This is a genomic window from Rhodococcus wratislaviensis (assembly GCF_900455735.1).
GTDB lineage: Bacteria > Actinomycetota > Actinomycetes > Mycobacteriales > Mycobacteriaceae > Rhodococcus_F > Rhodococcus_F wratislaviensis.
In genome coordinates this window covers 1-19,525 of sequence record NZ_UAUI01000007.1, presented here as the reverse complement: position 1 = coordinate 19,525, position 19,525 = coordinate 1, and the positions used below count along the sequence as shown (strand labels likewise).

General features: G+C 68.4%; 18 protein-coding genes. 7 read left to right on the top strand and 11 right to left on the bottom strand.

Annotated elements, in window-relative coordinates:
* The first annotated feature begins 4 nt into the window (after positions 1–4).
* Genes DTA22_RS10985 through DTA22_RS10975 form a run of 3 tightly spaced genes read left to right on the top strand, consistent with a single transcriptional unit; the run spans position 5 to position 2,198 of the window.
* Complete coding sequence (locus tag DTA22_RS10985; protein WP_005261294.1) at positions 5–403, top strand: ectoine synthase; 399 nt, start codon at positions 5–7, stop codon at positions 401–403.
* 10 nt (positions 404–413) lie between these two features.
* Positions 414–1,349 carry a D-isomer specific 2-hydroxyacid dehydrogenase family protein gene (locus tag DTA22_RS10980; RefSeq protein ID WP_112299445.1) on the top strand — a complete coding sequence of 312 codons (936 nt, stop codon included), beginning with the start codon at positions 414–416 and terminating at the stop codon, positions 1,347–1,349.
* Positions 1,350–1,370: 21 nt separating this feature from the next.
* Positions 1,371–2,198, top strand: coding sequence for an NAD-dependent protein deacetylase (locus DTA22_RS10975; protein ID WP_112299444.1), 828 nt, complete (start codon positions 1,371–1,373; stop codon positions 2,196–2,198).
* 3 nt (positions 2,199–2,201) lie between these two features.
* Here the strand turns inward: DTA22_RS10975 and proB are convergent, their stop codons facing one another.
* From proB to DTA22_RS10920, 11 genes are all read right to left on the bottom strand, one after another.
* Positions 2,202–3,302: a glutamate 5-kinase gene (proB, locus tag DTA22_RS10970; protein WP_112299443.1), complete on the bottom strand. Its 1,101-nt coding sequence runs from the start codon at positions 3,300–3,302 to the stop codon at positions 2,202–2,204.
* Positions 3,299–4,759, bottom strand: a complete 1,461-nt coding sequence (gene obgE, locus DTA22_RS10965) for a GTPase ObgE (RefSeq protein ID WP_037226351.1) — start codon at positions 4,757–4,759, stop codon at positions 3,299–3,301. The genes proB and obgE overlap by 4 nt, the downstream gene beginning before the upstream one ends.
* A gap of 143 nt (positions 4,760–4,902) precedes the next feature.
* Positions 4,903–5,166, bottom strand: a complete 264-nt coding sequence (gene rpmA, locus DTA22_RS10960) for a 50S ribosomal protein L27 (RefSeq protein WP_005248077.1) — start codon at positions 5,164–5,166, stop codon at positions 4,903–4,905.
* Between the two features lie 42 nt (positions 5,167–5,208).
* Positions 5,209–5,520 carry a 50S ribosomal protein L21 gene (rplU, locus tag DTA22_RS10955; RefSeq protein WP_005248081.1) on the bottom strand — a complete coding sequence of 104 codons (312 nt, stop codon included), beginning with the start codon at positions 5,518–5,520 and terminating at the stop codon, positions 5,209–5,211.
* Positions 5,521–5,726: 206 nt separating this feature from the next.
* A complete protein-coding gene (locus tag DTA22_RS10950) occupies positions 5,727–9,173 on the bottom strand; it encodes a translation initiation factor IF-2 N-terminal domain-containing protein (protein WP_112299442.1) in 3,447 nt (1,148 codons plus the stop codon).
* A 458-nt stretch (positions 9,174–9,631) separates the two neighbouring features.
* Positions 9,632–10,051, bottom strand: coding sequence for a nucleoside-diphosphate kinase (gene ndk / locus DTA22_RS10945; RefSeq protein ID WP_005248085.1), 420 nt, complete (start codon positions 10,049–10,051; stop codon positions 9,632–9,634).
* 18 nt (positions 10,052–10,069) lie between these two features.
* Positions 10,070–10,480, bottom strand: a complete 411-nt coding sequence (locus DTA22_RS10940; protein WP_005248087.1) for a DUF4233 domain-containing protein — start codon at positions 10,478–10,480, stop codon at positions 10,070–10,072.
* Entirely contained in the window at positions 10,477–11,904 is a 1,428-nt protein-coding gene (gene folC / locus DTA22_RS10935; protein ID WP_005261300.1) for a bifunctional tetrahydrofolate synthase/dihydrofolate synthase, read from the bottom strand. The genes DTA22_RS10940 and folC overlap by 4 nt, the downstream gene beginning before the upstream one ends.
* Positions 11,901–14,576, bottom strand: a complete 2,676-nt coding sequence (locus tag DTA22_RS10930; RefSeq protein ID WP_112299441.1) for a valine--tRNA ligase — start codon at positions 14,574–14,576, stop codon at positions 11,901–11,903. The genes folC and DTA22_RS10930 overlap by 4 nt, the downstream gene beginning before the upstream one ends.
* Positions 14,577–14,632: 56 nt before the next feature.
* Complete coding sequence (locus DTA22_RS36715) at positions 14,633–14,785, bottom strand: hypothetical protein (protein WP_009474026.1); 153 nt, start codon at positions 14,783–14,785, stop codon at positions 14,633–14,635.
* 137 nt (positions 14,786–14,922) lie between these two features.
* The gene (locus DTA22_RS10920; RefSeq protein ID WP_245973466.1) at positions 14,923–16,083 is read right to left on the bottom strand and encodes a CdaR family transcriptional regulator; all 1,161 of its coding nucleotides are present in this window, start codon (positions 16,081–16,083) and stop codon (positions 14,923–14,925) included.
* Positions 16,084–16,224: 141 nt separating this feature from the next.
* Here DTA22_RS10920 and DTA22_RS10915 point away from each other — a divergent pair, with 141 nt between their 5' ends.
* Genes DTA22_RS10915 through DTA22_RS10905 form a run of 4 tightly spaced genes read left to right on the top strand, consistent with a single transcriptional unit; the run spans position 16,225 to position 19,472 of the window.
* A complete protein-coding gene (locus DTA22_RS10915; RefSeq protein WP_037226343.1) occupies positions 16,225–17,649 on the top strand; it encodes a sodium:solute symporter family protein in 1,425 nt (474 codons plus the stop codon).
* Complete coding sequence (locus DTA22_RS36250; RefSeq protein WP_167344009.1) at positions 17,646–17,795, top strand: hypothetical protein; 150 nt, start codon at positions 17,646–17,648, stop codon at positions 17,793–17,795. Before DTA22_RS10915 ends, DTA22_RS36250 begins: the two co-directional genes overlap by 4 nt.
* On the top strand, positions 17,788–18,198 hold the full coding sequence (locus DTA22_RS10910) for a RidA family protein (RefSeq protein ID WP_112299440.1): 411 nt from the start codon (positions 17,788–17,790) through the stop codon (positions 18,196–18,198). The genes DTA22_RS36250 and DTA22_RS10910 overlap by 8 nt, the downstream gene beginning before the upstream one ends.
* Complete coding sequence (locus tag DTA22_RS10905) at positions 18,195–19,472, top strand: D-amino acid dehydrogenase (protein WP_112299439.1); 1,278 nt, start codon at positions 18,195–18,197, stop codon at positions 19,470–19,472. The genes DTA22_RS10910 and DTA22_RS10905 overlap by 4 nt, the downstream gene beginning before the upstream one ends.
* Positions 19,473–19,525: the final 53 nt, after the last annotated feature.

Sequence of the window (19,525 nt, the reverse complement as noted above, 5' to 3'; positions counted from 1 at the left end):
TCACATGATCGTTCGTACCACCGCAGAAATCACCGACACCGAGCGCGACATCACCAGCGAGGACGGAAACTGGCGCAGCAAGCGCATCATCCTCGGCGGCGACAAAGTGGGTTTCTCGTTCCACGAGACCACGATCAAAGCGGGCTCGGTCAACGAGTTCCACTACGCCAACCACGTCGAGGCCGTCTGGCTCGTCGAGGGAACCGGCAAATTGATCGACCTCGACAACGACAAGGTCTACGAACTCGGCCCCGGTTCGATGTACCTGCTCAACGGTCACGAGCGTCACCGTGTCGAGCCCGACACCGAAATGCGCATGCTGTGTGTGTTCAACCCGCCCGTCACCGGCCGTGAGGTCCACGACGAGAACGGTGTCTACCCCTTGGTCGAGGTTCCCGCGTAAGTTCGACCCCATGGCCGACGACGCTGCTGTTCCAGCTATAGCCATCGGACCCGCCCCGGACCCGCTCCTCGAGGATGCGGTGCGCCGGGGCGGTGCCCGTGTGGCCCGCCTCGAGTCCGCGGACGCTCTGGTCTGGACCACGGGTCCGATCGGGTTCCCGGACCCGCTTCCCGAGAACATCCGCTGGGTGCAGTTGAACTCCGCGGGTGTCGAGGAGTGGTTCGCCGCGAAGGTGATCAGACCCGACACCACCGTTCTGTGGACGTCGGCGGCGGGCGCGTTCGCCGCCACCGTCGCCGAGCACGCGCTGACTCTGCTGCTGGCCGGGGTGCGGGCACTCCCGGAGCACCTGGAGGCGAAGACGTGGCGCCAGCAGGAGTTCTTCTCGAAGATCGGCACCCTGCGGGGCACCACGGTCGCCATCGTGGGTGCCGGCGGCATCGGCCGGGCGCTGATCCCGATGCTCGCGGGCGTCGGGGCCGACGTCATCGCGGTGAACCGCTCCGGCAGCCCCGTGCCGGGCGCGATCGAAACGCTCCCCACCACCCGTCTGGGCGAGGTGTGGGCCCGCGCGGACCACTTCGTGCTCGGGGCTCCCGCGACCGACGCCACGCACCATCTGGTCGGGGCGGCGGAGTTTGCACAGATGAAGCCGACGGCGTGGGTGATCAACGTCGCGCGCGGTTCGCTCGTCCACACCAATGCTCTGGTGAAAGCGCTGCGGGACAACACGATCGGCGGAGCGGGACTCGACGTCACCGATCCCGAGCCGCTTCCCGACGGCCACCCGCTGTGGGATCTGCCCAACGTGATCATCACCCCTCACGATTCCAACCCGCCTGCGGTCCGCCCCCCGGCGTTCGCGGAGCACGTGGCACTGAACGTCACCCGCTTCGTCGCCGGTGAGAATCTCACCGCTCTGATCGATCCTGTCGTCGGGTACTGAACCGGCGCTACCCTGGAGTGCGTGTTCGCCCGACTGATCGACGTACTCGGTGGCCGGCGTCTGTGTGTGATCACGGGCGCCGGCATCTCGACGGACTCCGGGATCCCCGATTACCGGGGTCCGGATTCGCCACCGCGCAATCCCATGACGTACCAGCAGTTCACCGGTGACCCCGATTTCCGCCGCCACTACTGGGCGCGGAACCACCTCGGCTGGCGGCACATGGACGCCGCCCGGCCCAACACCGGCCACCGCGCTCTGGCGGGGCTCGAACGCGCCGGTGCCGTGAGTGCCGTCATCACCCAGAACGTCGATCTACTGCACACCAAGGCCGGCAGTCGCCGGGTGATCGACCTGCACGGCACGTACGCCCAGGTCCGGTGCCTGACGTGCGACGCCCTGATCTCGCGGGCCACGCTCGCCGACCGGCTCGAGCGTGCGAACCCGGGATTCGCCGAAACCGTCGCTGCCGCACAGGGAGTGGAGATCGCACCGGACGCCGACGCGGTGATTACCAGCACCGAGCATTTCCGGATGGTCGACTGCGAGACGTGCGGCGGCCTGCTCAAACCTGACATCGTGTACTTCGGAGAATCCGTCCCGAAGCCGAGGGTCGCCGCCGCCTACGACGTGGTCGACGAGGCCGAGGCGCTCCTCGTGGCCGGCTCGTCGCTCACCGTCATGTCGGGACTGCGGTTCGTCCGCCGCGCCGCCAAACGCGGAATCCCCATCGTCATCGTCAACCGGGGGACGACACGCGGCGACGAGTTCGCCACCCTCACCCTCCACGCCGGCTGCTCCGACGCACTCACCGCACTGCTCGACGCGTCCTCCGCACTGCCTGCGTAACCCTCAGAGCGGCACCAGATCGTCCGCGTGGACGACGGGGCGCTGCATCTCCGCGGGCAGTTCCTGGGTCGACTTGCCCAGGATGTCGCTGATCTCGGCGGAGTCGTATGCCACCACTCCCCTGGCGACGGGACGCTCGTCGGGGCCGAGGAGCGACACGACGTCGCCGCCGTAGAACCGCCCCGATACCGCGCTGATCCCCGCGGGCAGCAACGACCGCCGCTTGGTGACGACGGCACGCACAGCGCCCTCGTCGATGTGCAGGATCCCCTGCTCGTCCGCGGCGTGGCGTACCCAGAACTTGCGCGCCGACAACCGGGACGGCCGGGCCGCGAACGCCGTCCCCACCCCGGCGTCCCGCAGCGCTGCCCCGGCATCCGAGGCGGCGGCGAGCAGCACGGGCACGCCGGCATCGGCCGCGAGGCGCGCTGCCGACAGCTTGGACGCCATCCCGCCGGTGCCGAGAGCGCCGCCCGAGCCCGCGACCACCCCGTCGAGATCCTCGGGGCTGTTCACCTCGGGAATCAGCGTGGCGTTGCCCTTACGGGGGTCGCCGTCGTACAGCCCGTCGACATCGGACAGCAGGACCAGCGCGTCGGCGCCGACCAGGTGCGCGACGAGTGCCGCGAGCCGGTCGTTGTCACCGAATCGCAACTCCGCCGTGGCCACCGTGTCGTTCTCGTTGACGACCGCGACCGCGTGCAGCGCGCGCAGGCGGTCGAGGGTGCGTTGCGCGTTGCGATGCTGCGCGCGGCGCGCGATGTCGTCCGCGGTGAGCAGCACCTGCCCGACGGTGCGCCCGTACCGGGCGAACGACGTGCCCCAGGCGTGGGCCAGCGCCAGCTGGCCCACGCTCGCGGCGGCCTGCTTCGTCGCCAGGTCCCGTGGCCGCTTGGTCAGCCCCAACGGGGCCAGACCCGCGCCCACGGCCCCGGACGACACGACGACCACGTCGGAACCGGCACGCATCCGTGCCTCGATCGCGTCGGCCAGCGCGTCGAGTCGACCGACGTCGAGCCCGCCGACCAGGCTGGTCAGCGCGGACGATCCGATCTTCACGACGATGCTGCCGGCCGACGCGATCGTGCGCCGGGTGGCGCTCACTGGTCTTCGGGGTCGAGGCCTTCGAGACCGCGACGGACCCTGGAAGCGTGCTTGCGTTCGGTGGCGCCGATCCGCTCCACCTGGTCCAGACGCGGGTCGGTGCCGCGCCCGGTGCGGGTGAGATCGACACCGGCGGGTGTCTGGGGCTCCCAGTCGAAGCTCACGTTGCCGATCGTGACGGACGCGCCCGGCTCCGCACCCTGCTTGACGAGTTCGGTTTCCACCCCGAGCCGCGCGAGGCGGTCGGCGAGGTAGCCCACGGCCTCGTCGTTGTCGAACTGCGTCTGCCGCACCCAGCGCTCCGGCCGCGTGCCGCGGACGATGAACCCACCGGGAATCTCGGGATCGGCGACGACGCTGAAGCTGTTCTCGTTCGCGATCACCGGGCGGATCACCTGACGCTTCGGCTCGGCCTTCGGGTGCGCCTCACGGTAGTCCGCAACCAGCTTCGCCAGCGCGAACGTCAACGGGCGCAATCCCTCTCGGCTCACGGCCGAAATCGTGAAGATCGGCCATCCGCGAGCCTCGAGGTCGGGGGTCACCATCTCGGCCAGCTCCGCAGCCTCCGGCACGTCCGCCTTGTTCAGGATCACGATGCGGGGACGGTCCGCGAGGTCACCGAGCCCGGTGTCCCCGGACAACGCGCCCTTGTACGCCGCGAGTTCGGCCTCGAGCGCGTCGATGTCGGAGATCGGATCGCGGCCCGGGTCGAGCGTCGCGCAGTCGACGACGTGGGCAAGCACGGCGCACCGCTCGAGGTGGCGCAGGAAGTCCAGACCCAGTCCGCGGCCGTCGCTCGCGCCGGGGATCAACCCGGGCACGTCGGCCACCGTGAACGTGGTGTCGCCGCTCGACACCACGCCGAGGTTCGGCACGAGCGTCGTGAACGGGTAGTCGGCGATCTTCGGCTTCGCCGCCGACAGCACCGACACGAGCGAGGACTTGCCCGCAGACGGAAATCCGACCAGCCCGACATCGGCCACGGACTTCAGTTCGAGGACCAGTTCCCGCTCGACACCGTCCTCACCGAGGAGGGCGAAGCCCGGCGCCTTGCGCGCCTTCGACGACAGGGCCGCGTTGCCGAGTCCGCCGCGGCCACCCTGGGCGGCCTCGAAGCGGGTGCCGACACCGATGAGGTCGGCGAGTATACGGCCGTCCTTGTCGAGGACGACGGTGCCGTCGGGGACCTTCAGGATCAGGTCGTCGCCCTGGGCGCCGTCACGGTTGCTCCCCATCCCCTGCTTGCCGTTGGTGGCCTTCGCGTGGGGGTGGAAATGGAAGTCGAGGAGGGTGTGGACGTTGCCGTCCACCTCGAGCACGACGTCACCGCCACGCCCGCCGTTGCCGCCGTCCGGGCCACCGAGCGGTTTGAACTTCTCCCGGTGTACGGAGGCGCAGCCATTGCCGCCTTTTCCGGCGCTGACGTGCAGCACGACGCGGTCAATGAATCGGGACATGACTGCCGGATCCTTCCTCAGTCAATTGTGTTGATCTCACTCTTGAAAAAAACAATAGGGGCGGACCGGGTATCACGACCCAGGTCCGCCCCTATTGGGAGCGTGAAACGTCCCTCACGGGACGATGCATACTCGCGGCAGGACTAGGCCTCTGCCGCCGCCGGAACGATGTTCACGGTCTTGCGTCCACGCTTGGTGCCGAACTCGACGGCACCGGCAGAGAGCGCGAAGAGCGTGTCGTCGCCGCCACGACCGACGTTGACGCCGGGATGGAAGTGGGTTCCGCGCTGACGCACCAGGATCTCGCCAGCGCTGACGGACTGGCCGCCGAAACGCTTCACGCCGAGTCGCTGAGCATTTGAATCGCGACCGTTACGGGAGCTGGATGCACCCTTCTTATGTGCCATGTTCTTGACCCTCCTCGGGTGAAATCAGCTCTGAAGCTCTAGCTACTTGATGCCGGTGACCTTGAGGACCGTCAGCTTCTGCCTGTGGCCCTGACGCTTGTGGTAGCCGGTCTTGTTCTTGAACTTGTGGATCCGGATCTTCGGGCCCTTGGTGTGCTCGACGACCTCACCCGTGACCGAGATCTTGGCCAGCTTGTCGGCGTCGGTCGTCAGATCGGATCCGTCGACGACGAGAACGGGAGCAAGCGAGACAGCAGTGCCGGGCTCACCCTCGATCTTCTCGACCTTGACGAGGTCACCAACAGCGACCTTGTACTGCTTTCCGCCGGTCTTGACGATCGCGTACGTTGCCATCGGAGGGCTACCCCTTGCTTCTTCGAACTTGCTCGCGCCACAGTGTGCGCGACTGGTCTGGTGTGACGGCTAGCTCGGTCGAGATCGCGCAGCCTTCACAAGTGAGGGCACAGCTGACCTTCATCGCCGAGTAGCGACTGGTCAAGGTTACAGGAAGGCAACCGTTCCGTACAAACCGGCGTCGATTGCCTTCCCGAGGTCCCTCGTCAGTTGTCGGCGTCCACCGGCGGGCCGGCGGGACGTGCCGCGGCCCGGCGACGACGCGGCCTGCGCGGCGCTGCCTGCGAATCCGCGCCGTCGGGCGAGGACGCCGGCGGTCCGCTCACGGCCGAAGCCGACATGGCCGGTTCGGGCTCCGGTGCGTGCTCCGCGCCGGACTCCGATGTCGGAATCACGAATACCGTCCCGGCGCTCGGGGTTTCGGACACCGGCGCTGCCGCTGCCCTCGACACCCGCCGGCTCCGGCGCCGCGGCGGGGCCACCGGCTCCGGTTCGGGCTCGCGCTCCACGACGGGTTCCGGGGTCTCGGCGACCGGAGCCGCTTCGGCCGGCGCAGCTTCGACGACCGGCGCTTCGGCGACGGCTTCTTCGGCGACGGCTTCTTCGGCCACCGCTTCTTCCACGACAGCCTCCTCGACGACAGCGTCCTCCGCCTCGGGAGCCACGACCGCTTCCGCAGCCACCGCTGCCGGGGCCTCCGCCACGGCTTCCTCGATCCCGGGCAGGTCCGCCGCCGGCGTCTCCGCCGTGTCGGCGACCGCCCGCTCCGGCTCGGGAACCGCCGCGGCGGGCTGCTCCGCCGCGTGCCCGCTGTGTGCGTGCGCGGCCTCCTCCTCGTGATGGTGGTGTGCCATCGCGAGGGCGACCGGGTGGGCCCGCTTGACGGTGGCATCCACCGTCGGGGTCTCCTCGTGCACAGGAGGCTGCGAGGTCTCCCCGCCGGACGACTTGTCGCGTCCCCGCTTCTTGCGGGAGCCACCGGAATCGCCGCCGCGGGACGACGCGCGCGCACCGTTGTCCTCGGAGGTCTTCACCTCGATCGGCTCGGCGTGAACGATGATGCCCCGGCCGTGGCAGTGCTCACACGTCGTCGAGAACGCCTCGACCAGCCCGGTGCCCAGCTTCTTCCGCGTCATCTGGACCAGGCCCAGCGACGTGACCTCGGACACCTGGTGGCGGGTGCGATCCCGGCCCAGTGCCTCGGTCAGGCGTCGCAGCACGAGATCGCGATTCGATTCGAGCACCATGTCGATGAAGTCGACGACGATCATCCCGCCGATGTCGCGCAGGCGCATCTGCCGGACGATCTCCTCGGCCGCCTCGAGGTTGTTCCGGGTGACGGTCTCCTCGAGGTTTCCGCCGGCACCGGTGAACTTGCCGGTGTTGACATCGACCACGGTCATTGCCTCGGTGCGGTCGATGACGAGCGTGCCGCCGGACGGCAACCAGACCTTGCGGTCGAGCGCCTTCGCCAGCTGCTCGTCGATGCGGTGCGCCTCGAAGACGTCGACACTGTTGTCCGACGTGTGCTGCTCGAGCCTCGGCATGAGGTCGGGAGCCACCGACTTGATGTACGACTCGACCGTCGACCAGGCCTTCTCTCCCTCGATCACGAGCTTGGAGAAGTCCTCGTTGAACAGGTCGCGGATGACCTTCACGAGAAGGTCGGGCTCCTCGTACAGGGCCTGCGGGTTACCGGACTTGCCGGATTCCGCCTTCGCGGCCTGAGCCTCGATTCCGGCCCACTGATCCTGCAGACGCTTCACGTCGCGGGCGAGTTCTTCTTCGCTCACGCCCTCCGACGCGGTCCGGATGATGACTCCGGCATCCGAGGGCACGATGTCGCGCAGGATGTCCTTGAGGCGCTTGCGCTCCGTGTCGGGCAGTTTGCGGCTGATACCGGTGGACGTGCCGCCCGGCACGTACACGAGGAAGCGGCCCGCGAGGCTGATCTGCGTGGTCAGCCGCGCACCCTTGTGCCCGACCGGGTCCTTGCTGACCTGGACCAGCACCTGGTCGCCCGGCTTGAGCGCCTGCTCGATCTTGCGGGAATTGCCACCGAGGCCGGCGGCCTCCCAGTTGACCTCACCGGCATACAGGACGCCGTTGCGGCCGCGGCCGATGTCGATGAACGCGGCTTCCATGCTGGGCAGAACGTTCTGGACGCGTCCGAGGTACACGTTGCCGACCATCGAGGCCGACGCCGACGTGGTCACGAAGTGTTCGACGAGGACGCCGTCCTCGAGCACGGCGACCTGCGTCGTCGCGTGCGGTTGCCCGGTGGCGATGCGGTCGCGCACCACCATCACGCGGTCGACGGCCTCGCGGCGGGCCAGGAACTCCGATTCCGTGAGGATCGGTGGACGGCGGCGGCCGGCGTCGCGGCCGTCGCGGCGACGCTGACGCTTCGCCTCGAGCCGCGTCGAACCCGTGATGCCCTGGACCTCGTCCTTCGAGCGGCTCTTGTTGCGAGGTTCCCGCTCGTGGACGACGGTGTTCGGCGGATCGTCCTCGGACGTGGCCTCGCCCGAGCCCTCGCCACCGGACTTGCGACGGCGACGACGACGGCGGCGGCGGCTCGACCCGTCGGAGTCGCCCTCACCGGCCTCTTCGTCACCGGACTCCGCTTCGGCCTGCTCGGCCTCCGCGGGCTTGTCCTCGGAATCCTTCTTCGGCTTCTCTTCGGGCTCCCGAGTCGGCGCCTCGGCGACCTTGTCCTCGTGCGCGGACTCCTCGGCCTCGGCACCCTCGGTGTCGGTGTCGGTGTCGGTGTCCTGCTCGTTCTGCTGTTCGCCCCGTCCGCGACCACGGCCGCGACGGCCGCGGCGGCGACGGCGCGGCTGATCGCCGTCGACGTCGGACTCGTCCGACTCGGTGTCGGCGGTTCCGGTGTCCGTGGCCTTCGCGGGCTCGGTCACGTCCTCGCGCGATTCGGCGACGGACTGGCGCGATTCAGCGGCGGCCTGGCGCGATTCGGCGACGGGCGGCTGCTCGGTGGTGGGTTCCGGTGTCCCGGCATCCCGGCGACTGCGCCGGCGACGCGGCGGGGTCTCGACCGCCGCGAGGTCGGGCTGCAGGAAGAGCGGGACCTGCGAGACGGCGGGCGGGGTCTCCGCGGCGGGCTCGGCGGCGGGCGCCTCGACCTGGTACGACGCGGTGGTGAACAGGTCGCGTCCGAGGTCGCGCTCGGAAACCGCGGCCTCCTCGGCGACGGGCTCCTGCGCGGGAGCTTCCTGGGCCGGGGCTTTCTCGGCAGGAGCTTCCTCGGTGGGAACCTCCGGAGCCGCGGTCTGCTCGGCCGCCGCTTCCTCGACGTCCGCGGCCGCGACCGGTTCCGGCGCGACCTCGACGACCGGTTCGGCGGCAGGGGTCTCCGCGACCGCTTCGGCCGCGGCGGGTGACTCGGTGGGAGCGTTCTGCGCAGCGGTGAAGGCCGCGTGCACGCGCTCGGCAATGTCGCGTTGCAGGCTGGACTGCGCGCTGCGCAATTCCGTTCCGAGGGCCGCAGCCTCGGCGATTACCTGCTTGCTCGTCACGCCCAGCATCTTCGCGAGGGCGTGTACGCGAATCTTCTCCGGAAGAGCGGGAACCGTGCTCCCGGCGGTGGCCGTGTCGTTCGGCTCTGAATTTGTGGGCGGCGCTTGATCGGCCACGTAGTCTCCTCAGCCCCCGGGCGCGTCCACTCCCGTGTCTGGGGGTGTCACGCGGCCACGCGAGGGCGCAGTATGTGTACTCGCGCCCCAGATGTGAGCGCGAGATTGTCTGGTCTCGCTCCACACAGCGCGTGCAGTGTCCGTTTTCACTGCACACCCATGTAGTGCCTTACGGATGGCCGTGATCCACGGCGCGAGCGCCTGATCATCCAGCGTGCCGAAACGCCCAGGTATTTCCTGTTGACGCAGGGGCAGCGATGAAGGGCATCGAGCCGTGGTGTCATCCGGTCGAAGCCACGTGGTGCACAAATTGCGGTCCGACCACCCTCAGTATCCCACACGTGCGCCGCAGTCCGTGCCAGCGGCGCACGTATCGGTCTGGAACATGTTCCGCACGCGATGGCGCCGCCGGCCCGGAGGGCAGGTCGGTGGGTCGAAGGGTGGGTGAAGAGGTGGTGTCAGTTGGCGGCGAGGTGCGGGAACCAGAGGGCGATCTCGCGCTCGGCGGACTCGACCGAGTCGGAGCCGTGAACCAGGTTCTCCTGGGCTTCGAGCCCGAAATCGCCGCGAATCGTGCCCGGAACCGCCTTCTCCACCGGGTCGGTGCCACCGGCGAGCTGACGGAACGCGGCAATCGCTCGGGGACCTTCGAGCACTGCGGCAACGAGCGGGCCGCCCGTGATGAACTCCAGCAGGCCGGGGTAGAACGGGCGGCCTTCGTGCTCGGCATAGTGGGCGGCTGCGATATCGCCGGGAGCGGTGCGCAGGTCGAGCGCGGAGATCGTCAGACCTTTCCGCTCGATACGACCGAGGATTTCTCCTACATATCCGCGGGCAACGGCATCGGGCTTGATCAGTACAAGGGTGCGCTCAGTCACGGCGCACAGCCTAAATGGTCAGCCTCGCTGCCCCGGCAGCAGGCCCCGCTCCATTCGCTGACGGACGTTCCGGCGGAAGTAGAGGAGGTATCCCCACAGGATGGCGAAGACCACGCCGACCGAACCGATCGACACGTGGACGAAGAACCCGAGCAGGAGCCCCACCTGCAACAACAGGTTGTACTTCATCGCCCAGGGACGGCCCTGCAGGCCCGCCCCGAGGATCATGAGCACCGCGAGCCCCACGAGGTAGGTTCCGGACCACCAGGTGAGCCCCCCGCCGACCGTCGCGACGACCGGCAGGGCGAGAAGCACCACGATGGCTTCCAGGATCAGGGATCCCGCGACCACTCCGCGGAATCCCTTCCACGGGTCCTTGGTCGGCGGCCCGAACTCCGGTTCCGAAGCACTCGAGTCTGGCTCGCTCACGCTGGATCCTTTCCGAAGAGGGTGCGGGCCGCGCCGGCGGTCACCACGGATCCGGTGACCACGACGCCGGCCCCCGATACTGCTTCACCGGGCTCGGCGACCTCCTCGGCCAGTCCGATGGCCGTTTCCAGCGCGTCCGCGAGTGTGGGTGCCACGACGACGCGTTCGTCGCCGAACTTGGCGACCGCGAGATTGGCGAGATCGTCGACGTCCATGGCCCGCGCCGAACCGTTGTTCGTCACGACGAGCTCGTCGAACACCGGTTCCAGCGCCGACAGGATGCCGTCGACGTCCTTGTCCCCCATCACGCTGACGACGCCGACGAGCTTGCGGAAGTCGAACTCCGCGGTCAGCGCGGCCGCGAGCGCACGAGCCCCGTCCGGGTTGTGGGCGGCGTCGAGGAAGACGGTCGGGGCGCTGCGTACGCGTTCGAGGCGTCCCGGGTTGACGACCGAGGCGAATGCCTCCCGGATGGCCTCCTGGTCGAGCTGGCGTTCCGGGCCCGCACCGAAGAACGCCTCCACGGCTGCGAGCGCGAGCGACGCGTTGCGCGCCTGGTGCTCCCCGTGCAGGGGCAGGAAGATGTCGGTGTAGACCCCGCCGAGTCCCTGCAACTCGAGCTGCTGGCCGCCGACGGCAATCTGCCGGGCGAGCACCGTGAACTCGGAGCCCTCCCGCGCGACCGCGGCATCCACCTCGACGGCCCGGCGGAGCAGCACCTCCATCACTTCCGGTGTCTGTTCGGCGAGGATCGCGACGGCGTCGCGGGGCACGAGCGCGTCCTCGCGGCCCTTCTTGATGATGCCGGCCTTCTCCTCGGCGATCCCGGCGAGGTCGTCGCCGAGATACTCGGCGTGATCGAGACTGATCGGGGTGATCACCGCGATCTCGCCGTCGATGACATTGGTTGCGTCCCAACGCCCGCCGAGACCCACCTCGACGACGGCGACGTCGACGGGGGCTTCCGCGAACGCGGCGTAGGCCATCGCGGTGAGCACCTCGAACTTGCTCATCGCGGGGCCGCCGGCCGCCTGCGACTGCTGGTCGATCATCTGCACGTACGGTTCGATCTCCCGGTACGTGTCGACGTACCGGCGGGGCGACACCGGGCGCCCGTCGATGCTGATGCGCTCGGTGGCGAGCTGCAGGTGCGGGCTGGTGGTGCGGCCGGTGCGCCGGTGCAGCGCCGTGAGCAGCGCGTCGATCATTCGCGTCACCGACGTCTTGCCGTTGGTGCCGGTGACGTGGATGGCGGGATAGCCGTGCTGCGGCGAACCGAGCACGTCCATCAGGGCCGCGATCCGGGTGAGGGACGGCTCGATCTTCGTCTCGGGCCACCGCTTGTCGAGTTCCGCCTCGACCAGTGTCAGTTCCGCGAGGTCGACAGGACTGACTTCCTCCGGCGTGAAGTCGGGCGAGGTCACGCGCCTTCCAGCTCCTTCAATCGCTTGGTGATGCGTTCGATTTCTTCCGTTGCGATCTGCTGACGCATACGGATCTTGTCCTTGACGGCGTCGGGGGCCTTGGCCAGGAACGCCTCGTTGGACAGCTTGGCAGTGGTTCCGGCGAGTTCCTTCTGCGCGGCCGCGAGGTCCTTCTCCAGCCGAGCCTTCTCGGCGCCGAGGTCGACGTTGCCGGACGTGTCGAGGTCGACGGTGACGGTGGCCTTGCTCAACCGCACCTCCACCGACGCGGACACCGCGAAACCGTCCTCCGGGTCGGTCAGACGCGCCAGCGACGTGACCGCGGCGAGCTGCGTGTCCAGATCGGCCTCGGCGATGCCGCTGATCCGTGCGGGCACTCGCTGCGAGGGCTTGAGCCCCTGATCGCTGCGGAACCGGCGCACCTCGGTCACCAGTCGCTGCATGTCCTCGACGCGCTGCGCCGCAACCACATCCGCGGCGGCCCCGCTCGACTGCGGCCAGTCCGCCACGACGACGGATTCACGCTCGGTGAGCGCCTTCCACAGCGTCTCGGTGACGAACGGGATCACCGGGTGGAGCAGGCGCAACAGGGCGTCGAGGACATTGCCGAGCACGGCCCTCGTGTTCGCCGCGACCGTGTCGTTCTCGGCGAACTGCACCTTGGCCAGCTCGAGGTACCAGTCGCAGACCTCGTCCCACGCGAAGTGGAACAGTGCCTCGCACGCCTTGCTGAACTCGTACCGGTCGAATGCGGCGTCGACCTCCCCGCGCACCTGCTCGAGGCGATCGAGGATCCACCGGTCCGCGTCGGTCAGCTCGCCGCGTGCGGGCAGCGGTGCCGGCGCGGCTCCGTTCATGAGGGCGAACTTGGTCGCGTTGAACAGTTTGGTCGCGAAGTTCCGCGAGGACTGCGCGTGGTCCTCGCCGACGGACAGGTCGCTGCCGGGGTTGGCGCCGCGGGCCAGTGTGAAGCGGAGCGCATCGGCGCCGAAGCGGTCGACCCAGTCGAGCGGGTCGATGCCGTTGCCACGCGACTTCGACATCTTCTTGCCGAACTGGTCGCGGACGAGGCCGTGCAGGAACACGTCCTCGAACGGCATCTGCGGTCCGGACTTGCCGCCAGCGATGGCGTCGTCCTCCGACACATACGTGCCGAACATCATCATCCGCGCCACCCAGAAGAACAGGATGTCGTAACCGGTGACGAGAACACTTGTGGGATAGAACTTCTCGAGCTCGGGCGTCTTCTCGGGCCAGCCCATGGTCGAGAACGGCCACAACCCGGAGGAGAACCAGGTGTCGAGGACGTCGGGATCCTGCACCCAGCCCTCGGGCGCGGTCTCGTCCGGTCCGAAGCACGCGACCTCGCCGTCGGGGCCGTACCAGATCGGGATCCGGTGACCCCACCACAGCTGACGCGAGATGCACCAGTCGTGCATGTCGTCGACCCAGGCGAACCATCGCGGCTCCTGGCTGGCCGGGTGGATGACCGTGTCACCGTTGCGCACCGCGTCACCGGCCGCCTTGGCGAGGGATTCGACCTTCACCCACCACTGCAGCGACAGGCGCGGCTCGATGGACTCACCGGTGCGCTCGGAATGTCCGACGCTGTGCAGGTAGGGCCGCTTCTCCGCGACCACACGACCCTGCTCGGCGAGCGCCTCGCGCACCTTGACGCGCGCCTCGAAGCGGTCGAGCCCGTCGAATTGCGTTCCCGTGTCGGCGATCTTGCCGGTCTTGTCCATGATGGTCGGCATCGGCAGGTTGTGCCGCAGGCCCATCTCGAAGTCGTTGGGGTCGTGTGCAGGCGTGATCTTGACGGCGCCGGTGCCGAACTCGGGATCGACGTACTCGTCCGCGACGATCGGGATGTCGCGCCCGGTGAAGGGGTGCTCGAGCGTCGTCCCGATCAGGTGCTTGTAGCGCTCGTCGTCGGGGTGGACGGCCACGGCGGTGTCGCCGAGCATCGTCTCGACACGGGTGGTGGCGACCACGACGTGCGGCTCGTCGTCGTTCAGGGAGCCGTACCGCAGCGAGACCAGCTCACCCTCGACGTCCTCGAACTTCACCTCGATGTCGGAGATCGCCGTCTGCAGCACGGGCGACCAGTTGACGAGGCGCTCGGCCCGGTAGATCAGCCCGTCGTCGTACATGCGCTTGAAGATCGTCTGGACGGCGCGGGACAGCCCGTCGTCCATGGTGAACCGGTCGCGACTCCAGTCGACGCTGTCACCGATGCGGCGCATCTGGCCGCCGATGGTGCCACCGGACTCGCGCTTCCAGTCCCACACCTTGTCGATGAACAGCTCGCGGCCGAAGTCTTCCTTCGTCTTGCCGTCGACGGCGAGCTGCTTCTCGACCACGGTCTGCGTCGCGATGCCCGCGTGGTCCATGCCGGGCAGCCACAGCACCTCGTAGCCCTGCATCCGCTTGCGGCGGCTCAGCGCGTCCATCAACGTGTGGTCGAGAGCGTGACCCATGTGCAGGCTGCCGGTCACGTTGGGCGGCGGCAGGACGATGGAGTAGCCCGGCTTGTCGCTGTGCGGGTCCGCACGGAAGTAACCGGCGTCTACCCAGCCCTGATACAGATCGTCCTCGACGGAACTGGGGTCCCAGCTCTTCGGGAGGGCATCGGCACGGTTCTGGGGATTTTCTGGAGCTGCACTGGTCACCCGTCGAGTCTAATGAACGCACGGATGACCGACGACGGGGCTACCGGGCCGCCTCGCTACTGGTCGCTGAACAGCGCGCGGTGCACCTCGGTGGCGGTGCGATGCTCGGGGTCGACGGGACGCAGCGCCTCGCCGGCGTCCTCGCCGCCTGCCTGGGATCCTGCGGTGCTGTGCAGCTCGGAGAAGAGCTGCACGTGGTGGTCGTTCAAGGGATTCCTCCGGTTCGTCTGCCGCATCCAGTGCGGCAACCACTCGAGAGTGTCGAGTATGCATCGAAAACGCCGCCGATCGGCGGCGACACGGCGACGGGCGCGCCGTGGTGTTCCCACACACGCCGGCAGAAGGCTCAGCCGGCCCGCTGTGCCACCACACAGGCGAGGTAGAGCGTCATGCCCAGGCCCGGTTCGTCCAGCGGGCGACCGAGGAGCCGGGCGATCTTGTCGAGTCGATTGGCGAGGGTATTGCGGTGGACGTGCAGCCGCTTCGCCGCCCGGCTGGAGTTGAACCCGCACTCCCCCCAGGCGATCAGCGTCGCCTGCAGGTGCGGCCAGTCGCTGTCGGTGGTCAACGCGCCGAGCACGGCCCGTGACAGTCTGTCACGGGTTTCCGCGGGTATCACCGAGACGGCCTGATGGAGGCGGAACCGGTCGATGTCGTGGACCTGCCCGCGTGGGTCGAGTACCGCGCCGAGCCGGAGCGCGTCGTACGCGTCCTGGGACGAGAGATTGAGCTGTTCGACCCCGTGCGCGATCGAGCCGATCCCCACGCGAGTGTCCCATCCCCGTTCGCGGACCTGGGACACATACTTCCGGCACCGGTCCGCCAAAGCAGCGTCCGCCGCGGGTGTCGGTGCGGTCACCACGGTGGTGACCGCGACGACCTGCCGGGCGAGCGGTGCGACCAGATCGGTCGCGGAGTCGAAGGCCTCCTGCACGGCACGCAGCACCCTGTGGGACATGGGCTGCCCCGGGGCGGCGACGTCGTCGGTATGACTGTCGTAGCCGATCAGCACCATGACCCGGGGAAGGCGCAGGTCGTATCCCAGACCCCGTGCCCGCCGCACGATCTGGGCCTCGGTGAACGTGGAGCGATGCCAATCACAGATGTCGCGGAGCAGTTCTTCCGTCGCCCGCTCGTAGGTCAGCCGGGTACCGATCCGCGAGGCCTCCTGCATCAGAATTTCGGTCTGCCGCTTGACCACGAGCCCGAATTGCTCGACCTGCTCGGGTGAGCCGGACAACCCGATCGTGCCCACCACGTCACCGTCGATGACGAGCGGAATGGTGACGCCGGGCAGACTGCCGACGAGGTCGCGGACGTCCGCGGCGGAGTGCGCGATCATGCGCCGTGCACGGATCACCTCGATCGATGCCTCGTGAAATTGGCCGATGCGACGCTCGTCCCCGCTGCCGACCACCGTGCCGGACGCATCCGTGATGAGCACGTTGAACCCGATGACGTCGGTGATCTCGTTCGCGATCCGTTGCGCAAGAGCCTCACTCAGCATGGACGGCCTTCCGAATCTCCGCGTGGCGTTGTGCATGTCGCACAATCAAGGATCGATTTCAGTGTAGATCAAGGTCAGCTTGCCTAGTGACGACGGTCACAGACCGTTCCTACGATGGGTTCATCCCAACTAGGAGTTCACATGGCAATCCTCGACTGGATACTTCTCGGTGCCTACTTCCTGCTACTCGTCCTGATCGGCGTCCAGACCATGCGACGCGTCAAGTCGCCGGACGATTTCGCCGTGGCGGGCAACCGAATCATCTGGCCGGTCTTCTTCGGCAGCCTGGCCGCAGCCTTCCTCGGCGGCGGAGCATCGCTCGGCGTCGCCGGCGCCGCCATGCGCGACGGATACGTGTACATGTTCGCGTTCTGCGCGTTCGGCGTTCAGACGGTGCTCGTCGGCTACTTCGTCGCGCCCAGACTCAAGAACTACATCGGCGCCCACACCCTCGGCGACATCATGGAGGCCCACTACGGCCGGCCGGCACGACTGGTGACCGGCATACTGTCCGTCGTCCTGTGCGCCGGCATCCTCGGCGCCCAGGCCCTGGCCATCGGTACCGTCGTCAACGCCACCCTCGACGTGCCCACCGTGCCCGCGGTGATCATCGGCATGGGAGTGGTCGTGCTCTACTCCTCGTTCGGCGGGGCCTGGGCGGTGATCCAGACGGACCTGTTGCAGTTCGTCTTCCTGGGAGTCCTCCTGCCGGTCGCGCTCCTCATCGGACTCGACGCCGTCGGCGGACCGTCGGCTCTCCTGGACAGTGTTCCCGCCGAGCACCTTTCGTTCATGGGCGACTACTCCCCCGCACAGTTCCTCACGCTCTTCGCGGCACTACTGCTCGGCGAGACGCTGGTCCCGCCGTACGCGCAGCGGACGTTCTCCACCCCCGACTCGCGGCACGCCCGTAAGGGCTACGCACTGGCCGGGTTCTTCTCGTTCTTCTTCTTCTTCACCTCGGCGTCTCTCGGGTTGATCGCACTCGTCCTGTACCCGGACATCGAAAGCGATCAGGCGCTTCCGACGGTGGTGATGAACCTGATGCCGGTCGGCGTTCTCGGACTGGTGGTGGCGGCACTGATGGCAGTCGTGATGTCGACGGCCAGTTCCTACCTCAATTCCACCGCCGTCGTCCTCACCAAGGACATCTATCAGCCACTCAGCCCCACCGAATTGCCACCGTCGAGGCGGCTGACCATCGAGCGGGCCACCAGTGTCGTCGTCGGCGCCGGGGCGACCATCTTCGCCCTCAGCGTTCCGTCCATCGTCGACGCCCTCCTCTACAGCTACACACTGTGGGCTCCGACGATCATCGTTCCACTGTTCGGCGCCGTGCTGTTCGGCGTGCGGTCCGCTCCGGCGGCGCTGTCGGCGATCACGGCGGGCGCGATCGTCACCGCGGTGTGGCAGTGGGGCCTCGACGCTCCGTTCGGACTGGACGGGCTGGTGCCCGGCGTCGTCGCCAACCTGCTCGTCTTCGTGACGGTCGCCATGGCCACCGCGGCCCGTTATCCGCGCCGGCAGCAGCCTGCCGTCCGCGTCACCGAAGGAGAATTCGCATGATTCCCGTCCTCCTCTATTTCGGGGTACCCGCCGCCGTCATCGCCGTCACCCTCTGGGTCGGCTTCCTCGGCTGGCGCTTCTACGTCAAGGAAGTGCTGCGCGGCGACAGCGACACCGCCGAGGCCGGCGAGCGCGACCATGGGTGACATCGTGGATGTGCCCGGCGTGACCACAGGCACCAGCCCGTACCCGTCGGCGCGCAGGGTCGGGGACCTCGTATTCGTCTCCGGCCAGGTCTCGTTCGACGACACCGGCCACGTCGTCGGCACCGACGTGGTCGAGCAGACACGTCACTCCCTCACACGACTCGACCGGGTCCTCGCCGCGGCAGGCACCACCTTGCACGACATCGCCTCGGCCACGGTGTATCTCGCGAACGCCGGCGACGCCCCACGCTTCAACGAGGAATGGATGCGCTGGTTCGCCGCAGAGCACCGCCCGGCCAGGGCGACCGTGGTCGCGGACCTGCTGGACCCGCAGCTGCTCGTGGAGATACAGGCCATTGCCGTCACGGGCCGGGGCTCGACCGAAGGAAAGGAAGCGGAATGAAGGTGGCAGTACTCGGAGCAGGGGTCGTCGGTGTGGCGACCGCCCATGCTCTCGCCGAACGTGGACACGAGGTGCATGTATACGACCGGCGCAGCGACGTCGCGTCCGACACCAGCGCGAGCACCGCCGGACTGATCGCGCCCGGCCACTCCTACGCGTGGGCGTCGCCGTCGGCTCCCACCATGCTGTTCCGTTCGTTGCTCGGCGCGTCGACCTCGATCCGCGTCCGCCCCCGGGCGGACGTCGAACTCGCCCGGTGGGGAGTGCGATTCCTCCGCGAGTGCACGGCCTCCCGGGCGCGGTCGAACACTCTCGCGAAGCTCCGACTTGCCCGGTACAGCCAGCAACTGATGGACGAACTCGCGGCCCGCGAGAACCTCGAGTACTGCCAGACACGGAACGGCGTGCTGTACCTGTACCGGAACGAAGCGGAACTCGAACGAGCGCAGATCAACTCGCAGCTGCTCCGCGACCACGGACAGCGGCAGGACGTGCTGGGCCCCGAGGAGATCGCGGCCGCCGAGCCCGCCCTCCAGTACGGGACGGCCACGTTCGCCGGCGCGATCCACGACCGCACCGACGGCACCGGCGACCCGCACCGATTCTCGGTGGGGCTGGCCGAGGAATGCCGACGGCTGGGGGTCCGGTTCCACCTGGGCACGTCCGTCGTCCGCCTCGAGACCGACGGCGCGGCCATCACCTCAGCCGTCACCGATCAGGGTGAAGTCCGCGCGGATGCCTTCGTCCTCGCCGCCGGTGCCGCGAGCGCTCTCGTCGCGCGGAGTATCGGTCTGCGACTGCCCGTCTACCCGGCCAAGGGATACACGCTGACCGCGACCGTCAAGGATCCCGACCGCGCGCCGGTGGTGGGGGGCATCGACGAGAAGACGCTCGTCGCCTGGTCGCGGTTCGGTGACGAACTGAGAATGTCGGCCACCGCGGAGTTCGTCGGGTACGACCGCAGTCACTCCCCCGCCGACTACGCGGGAATCGTCGACGCGGGGAACGAACTGTTCCCCGGCGCCGTGGACTGGGACACGGCCAGATACCGGACGGGCCTTCGCCCGATGACGCCCGACGGCCCGCCGATGATCGGGCTGGGACGCCACGACAATCTGTACTTCAACACCGGTCACGGTCACGTCGGCTGGACCATGGCGGTCGGCTCGGCCCGCGTCCTCGCGGATCTCGTGGACGAACGACGACCGGACATCGACCCGACTCCGTACTCCCCGATTTCGTCCCGTCGGCATCCGAGCGCACGAGACGCGTAACGAAGCGCACCGGCTCGACGACTATCCAGGCGTGCCTCCGGAAACAGCGGCGC